The organism is Moorena sp. SIO4E2 (genome assembly GCF_010671945.1).
GTDB classification, from domain to species: domain Bacteria; phylum Cyanobacteriota; class Cyanobacteriia; order Cyanobacteriales; family Coleofasciculaceae; genus Moorena; species Moorena producens.
Window position 1 is genome coordinate 1 of record NZ_JAAHIE010000501.1, and the last position, 5194, is coordinate 5194.

The 5194-nt window shown below is 45.9% G+C and carries 5 protein-coding genes; 4 read left to right on the forward strand and 1 reads right to left on the reverse strand.

All coding sequences use genetic code 11. The features are described 5' to 3' along the window. From F6K37_RS31530 to F6K37_RS31545, 4 genes are all read left to right on the forward strand, one after another. The coding region (locus tag F6K37_RS31530) for a flavin reductase family protein (RefSeq protein WP_287254496.1) at nucleotides 1-495 on the forward strand (495 nt) is incomplete at its 5' end. 517 nt (nucleotides 496-1012) lie between these two features. Beyond that, entirely contained in the window at nucleotides 1013-2299 is a 1287-nt protein-coding gene (locus tag F6K37_RS31535) for a cysteate synthase (protein ID WP_008187905.1), read from the forward strand. Between the two features lie 29 nt (nucleotides 2300-2328). Continuing rightward, on the forward strand, nucleotides 2329-3207 hold the full coding sequence (locus tag F6K37_RS31540; protein WP_008187906.1) for a TauD/TfdA dioxygenase family protein: 879 nt from the start codon (nucleotides 2329-2331) through the stop codon (nucleotides 3205-3207). Further along, a complete protein-coding gene (locus F6K37_RS31545; RefSeq protein ID WP_008187907.1) occupies nucleotides 3188-4081 on the forward strand; it encodes a class I SAM-dependent methyltransferase in 894 nt (297 codons plus the stop codon). Before F6K37_RS31540 ends, F6K37_RS31545 begins: the two co-directional genes overlap by 20 nt. Before the next feature lie 58 nt (nucleotides 4082-4139). Here F6K37_RS31545 and F6K37_RS31550 read toward each other — a convergent pair whose 3' ends face one another. Beyond that, nucleotides 4140-4802, reverse strand: a complete 663-nt coding sequence (locus tag F6K37_RS31550) for a class I SAM-dependent methyltransferase (protein WP_287254500.1) — start codon at nucleotides 4800-4802, stop codon at nucleotides 4140-4142. Between the last annotated feature and the right edge of the window lie 392 nt (nucleotides 4803-5194).

Here is a 5194-nt window from a genome sequence, read left to right on the forward strand (position 1 = left end):
AAGCAACCTGCTGGTGAGTCTTCCGCTGCCCGCACGGAGCAAGCGGTGGGACGGTTGATTGGTTCACTGTGTGTTGTGACTACTAAACAACAAGACCTGACCGGAGCGATGCTAGCTTCCTGGGTATCTCAAGCTACCTTTACGCCTCCAGGGTTAACCGTAGCGGTAGCTAAAGAACGAGCAGTTGAGTCTTTGATGCACACTGGGGATAACTTTGTATTGAATGTGTTAGAAGATGGGAAACATTTACCCTTGATGAAACAGTTTCTTAAACCATTTGGACCTGGTGAAGACCGATTTGGTGGGATAAAGATCGAAGAATCAGAGAATGGTTGTCCAATACTAAGTGATGCCCTAGCTTATTTGGAATGTACTGTAGAAAATCGGATGGAATGTGGTGACCACTGGCTAGTTTATGGGGTAGTTAAAAATGGGAAGGTGCTATCTGATGGAGTAACTGCTCTGCATCATCGTAAGTCGGGAACCTATTATTAATAGGAGATAGTTTTTTGGTTTAAAGGGAACAGGGAACATAACTATATCTGTAAGCTATCAGCTATCAGCGTGTCGCGTATCAGCGTGTCGCGTATCAGCCTTTGGCTGACGGCTGACGGCTGAATGCTTAGCAGCTATCAGCTTTTGAATAAAAGAGGTCAGCATTATTTTAATCTCTATTACGTCGGCACCTCAAGTAGCGTGAGCTTTTAGCTCACGGCTGACGGCTGACGGCTGACCGCTGAATGCTTACCGATGTTTTAACCTTTACTTCGACTGCTATAGACCTAAAAAAAGTGATGCTCAGCAAAGAGTGTCGCTTTTTTTTATTAACCCTCAAACTATACCAGGATCATTATACTTCATAAAAATCTCCCCCGACTCCCGACTCCCTCGGTGCGCTTTCCGTTGGCGAATTAAATTCGCCACGGGTCGCACCGCTCCCGACTCCCGACTTCCAAATCGGACTATTTTTAACTACCTGTTATAATATTGCGGTAGCCAAGGACTAATCACAATGAAGTCTAAACTCAAATATATCCTGCGTTGCACGTTGTGTGGAAAAGACTATGAACCAGACCCTTTCCGCCTTTGCTGTGACGAAGAACATGAGCCATCCCTTCTGCGTGCTGTCTATCCTAACGAAAAGCTAGAAGTCAAAGAGAATCTCCCAGGTTTATTCCGATATATCGATTGGCTACCGGTTGATCGATACTTAGAGACAGAAGGTAAACCGATTACTTATCAAAGCAAAAATCTGGCTCACCATCTCGGATTAGATCATCTTTTCATTTGTTTCAATGGCTACTGGCCAGAGCGAGATGCTGATCTTTCTACTTGTTCGTTTAAAGAATTAGAAGCTTTCCCGATATTAGCTAGAATACCAGAGGATAACCCCAAAACCCTAGTCGTTGCTTCAGCTGGAAATACTGGCCGAGCGTTTGCTACGGTTTGCTCTAAGCTGAAGATTCCCTTTTGCTTGGTCATTCCAGAGCAAAATTTATCCGCCATCTGGTCAAAGGAGCCGTTTGATTCTTGTGTTCGTCTGATTGCTGTTGGTGGGAATAGTGACTACTCCGATGCCATTCGGATCGGAAAAATTATCAGTGAATTAGAGGGTTTCTTTCCGGAAGGAGGAGCTAAAAATGTAGCCAGACGGGATGGCATGGGGCTAACCGTTGTGGATGCTACAGTAACCATTGGGGAAATTCCTGATCACTATTTCCAAGCTGTGGGTTCCGGTACTGGTGGGATTTCAGCTTACGAAGCCAATCTCAGATTTTTAGCAGATGGCAGATTTGGCAACAAAAAAATCAAGCTTCACCTCTGTCAAAATATTCCTTTTACCCCCATGACCGATGCCTGGAAAGCAGGTAGTCGAGACATTACTGCTTTGAGCGAAATAGAAGCAAAAAAATCCATTAGTCAGGTTTCTGCAAAGGTACTTACCAACCGAAACCCGGCTTACTCTCTTGCAGGAGGACTTTATGAAGCATTGGCTGATACTGAGGGAGAAATGTATGGTGTGACTAATGACGAATCAGAGAAAGCAAGAATTTTATTTGAAAAATTGGAAGGAATAGATGTTAGTCCTGCTGCCGGTGTTGCTACTGGTGCTTTAATTCAAGCAGTTGAAGCGGGTAAAATAGGGAAAAAGGACACCATTGTGCTCAATATTACTAGTGCAGGCTACAAACGGATGCGCCAAGATTATCCGTTACACTACCTCAAACCTGATTTAGTTTTTAAACCTGAAGAGATTGAGCCGGATATTCTGGAACAGAGAATTACCAGTGTATCATAACGGTTTACCAGTTAAACAGTTCAATATCCATGAAAACCTTATCCACTCTTGCAGTCCATCAACTCAAACCCTTTGGGGTGAAGCTGACGAACGTTGATCTTAATTCCCCAGAACAATGCGATCGCATTCGAGAGCTGCTCTACGAAAATGGGGTAGTGATCATCCCTCCTGACGGAGGCAGTTTCGGTGATCAACCAATCCAAGCTGATGCAAGTCTGTTAAAGTTGGCGGGGCTTTTCGGGAAGATCGAGAACTACCACCCAGTAAACGCACCCAAAGACAGCACTGGCAAGGTGCAAATTCTGGAAACCATGGGTGACACGGGGATTCCAGCGGATTCCTTCCTATTCCACTCAGATATGAGTTGGCGAATGAACCCATCCCGGGCCAGCGTATTATGTGGGTTTATCCTGCCTCCTAACGGTGGTAATACCTGCTTCCAAAATGCTAACCAAATGTACCGCAATCTCTCACCAGAACTAAGGGAGCAGTTGCATGGTATCAGCGCTCTCCACTCTCTCCAGAAGGGTTATGCCCGGGTCAACCGACCGGATGATGTGACTAATGACGTGCAGGCTATTCATCCGGCAGTGATTAAGCATCCCGACACAGGTGTGCCACTGCTCTATCTGAACTCAAATTTCACGGTGTCCTTGGTAGGAATGTCGGAAGAGGAGAGTACGGAACTTTTGAACCGCGTCTTTGAGCAAGCCAACCGTCCAGACCAGGTTCTTTGCCATTCCTGGACTAAGGGGGATGTGGTGATCTGGGACAACTTTGGAGTGCAGCACCTGGCTAGGGCAGACTACCTTGGCCTGCGCCGAATGCACCGGGTGGTGGCCCACGACCCCGATCTGCGGACAGAGCGTTATGTAGGGGAAACAGGGGATGCCAAGGAAACCATATAATATCGAGCACTACCTGAAGCAAGATGACAATCAGGCTGGTTACGGCGACAACAATTCAGACCAGTCAGCGGCCCAATACAACCAAGCACGCAGCCCCTTTGGGGTAAAAGAGATCTTGGGATTTGTCCGGCCAGGAGATATGGTGTTAGACGCTGGCTGCGGCACAGGGCAGCACGCACGATACCTTGCTGAGGTGGCGAGTAAAGTTGTGGGAATTGACACCGATTCCGCGCGGATTGCGATCGCCAAAGAACATTGTCAAGACTTGGACAATGCCAGCTTTGAGGTGGGTTCTGTCACCAAGCTTCCTTTTGAAGACGGTTCCTTTGACCTAGTGCTGTTGGCCCAAGTGCTACACCACCTTGGAGGGGAAGACGTCCATTCAGCATCTTTAACGGAGCAATGTGAGCAGGCGATCGGGGAAGCCAAACGAGTGCTGAAACCTAGTGGACGACTTGTACTTGTCACGACTAGCCGAGAGCAGCGTCGTAAAGCTTACTGGCATTTTAACCTATTTCCAGAATCAGCGTGGGAGCGTCTGGATTCGGTCTGGTCCGTGACCGAGGGTGTTTGGTTCACATCGCTGATGGAGAAAATGGGGTTCACCATGACTGGTAATGTAACCCCAGCGGAATCCCACTGGATTGAAGCCCAGGATGAACAGATGGTGAGGCTTAGCCTCGACCCTGGTTGGCGGTCAACAGATGTGGCATTTGCGTTGCTGACACCTGCTGAAATGAGCCAGTTTGTGGCTCAGGTCGAAGCGGTGCTAGGGGATGGCTCTGCAAAGGAGCTAATCAATGGAGCGATTGCGGGGCGTGCTTCCCATGGGGAGGCTACGGTATATGCCTATGACCTTAAATCTGACCTTTAAAGCCCTGTTGTGATTGTTGATATTTTCCTCAAGGTGGGGAAAATATCATTCAGTCAAGTTATTTTTTAGTTCCTTCGATCATCACACCAACAAAGCCCAAATCATGAGTTTCCATAGAAAATCCTACTGATTCAAGCAATTCCTGAAAATAGCTGAAAGGATAAGCATTAGGAAAATGGGAACCCCGTTCTAAAATCACTTGATTGCCATTGATCCTTTCTACTTTTAAACCGGTTTTAGCATAAAAGCGTAAGCGCTCATCCATGACTTCTTGAGCACATTTAAAAGTCGAAATAAATATCTTTTTGTCTACTAATTTTTCGAGATTATCGAAAATAATTTCATGAACTTCTTGAGGAATATTGCCGATGGTATTCCATCCCAGTAAAGCATGAGTAAACCTTTCTTGAACCAGAGTAGGTAAATGTTCCGCTCTTCCGAGAATGACTTTTACATTATCAAAAGTTGCAGTTGATTCTTTAGCTATGTTTACCAGTTGTTCGGCAAAATCAATTCCTGTGATCTTGCCGACAAGGGGGGCAAGATGACGAAGATAACGTCCCTCACCACATCCTACCTCCAGAACACTATCCACCCCTTCAAAGGTTCTCTTGATAAATTCTTCTTCTAACTTCTGATACTCCCTGACTCCTTCCGTCTCATTTTGAGGATCGAGCAAAGTCAATCCGATCCCTTCGTAAAAGTCTTTGCTATCTTTCATGATGTCTTCTATCCTTTAACAGCTTCACCTAGTGTACCAGCATGAAGAGTTTACCAGCATGAATGAAATTATGCAAAAACTTTTCTAGATCGGCTTTTTGCAGTTCAGGGTTAGCCAGCATTAACCGAATCATAACCAGACCTTGATAATGAGCATAGTTGACAAAAGCTGTTCCCGAATGAAATAATCGGTTGTGTATGTCTAGATTAAGCTGGTCTAATCTAGATTATCTTAACTCTGAACTTTAAACCCCTGTTGTGATTGTTGAGATGTAAGCTAATGCGCTACGCGCACGCTACTTGAAGTGCCGTCAGCTATCAGCTATCAGCTAATGCGCTACGCGCACGCGATCGCGTTCAGCTAGCAGGTGCTTTAACTACACGGGGTCGGAT

Coding starts and splice junctions, on each gene's coding strand:
- F6K37_RS31535 (WP_008187905.1), top strand. CDS start 1,013: ATGAAGTCTAAACTCAAATATATCCTGCGTTGCACGTTGTGTGGAAAA.
- F6K37_RS31540 (WP_008187906.1), top strand. CDS start 2,329: ATGAAAACCTTATCCACTCTTGCAGTCCATCAACTCAAACCCTTTGGG.
- F6K37_RS31545 (WP_008187907.1), top strand. CDS start 3,188: ATGCCAAGGAAACCATATAATATCGAGCACTACCTGAAGCAAGATGAC.
- F6K37_RS31550 (WP_287254500.1), bottom strand. CDS start 4,802: ATGAAAGATAGCAAAGACTTTTACGAAGGGATCGGATTGACTTTGCTC.